We start from the raw sequence: 379 nt of genomic DNA, 5'->3' as shown, positions 1-379 counted from the left end.
ATGCAACCAAAACTTGAAGGGGACCGCTTCGTGGTGCCCGATACGCCGGGGCTTGGTGTTGAGTTCAACGAAGAGATGGCAGCGAACCAGACCTTTACATTCTGGGAAGCACCGCACTGGCGGCGCCGCGATGGGTCTTACACCAACTGGTAGGTGGGATTGATGACACGGACAGTCATCCGTGAGAGGAGGAACTTGTGAGGTCAACCGACGACCAAGCCTCACACCGGACGGTTCGCTGGATCCACGTTACAGATCTGCAATTGGGCTTTGGCAAGTCTGCTGGCAATGACAATGATACTAACGCCCGGAGGCTCATTGAGCAGGTCGTGTCTGAAGAGGTGGATTTCGTTATCAATTCAGGCGATCTCATCCACGG

General features: G+C 54.9%; 1 protein-coding gene and 1 pseudogene (1 of these 2 only partly in view). Both read left to right on the top strand.

Translation table 11 applies throughout. The features are described 5' to 3' along the window. Positions 1 to 153: pseudogene (locus J4G02_07365) on the top strand (mandelate racemase/muconate lactonizing enzyme family protein) (it extends 976 nt beyond the left edge of the window). 44 nt (positions 154 to 197) lie between these two features. Next, positions 198 to 379 (top strand): metallophosphoesterase (locus J4G02_07360; GenBank protein MCE2394393.1); only part of this gene is annotated, 182 nt, incomplete at its 3' end.

Source organism: Candidatus Poribacteria bacterium (assembly GCA_021295755.1).
Lineage (GTDB): Bacteria > Poribacteria > WGA-4E > WGA-4E > PCPOR2b > PCPOR2b.
The sequence above is the reverse complement of the archived record's forward strand: the minus strand, read 5'-3'. Positions and strand labels throughout refer to the sequence as shown.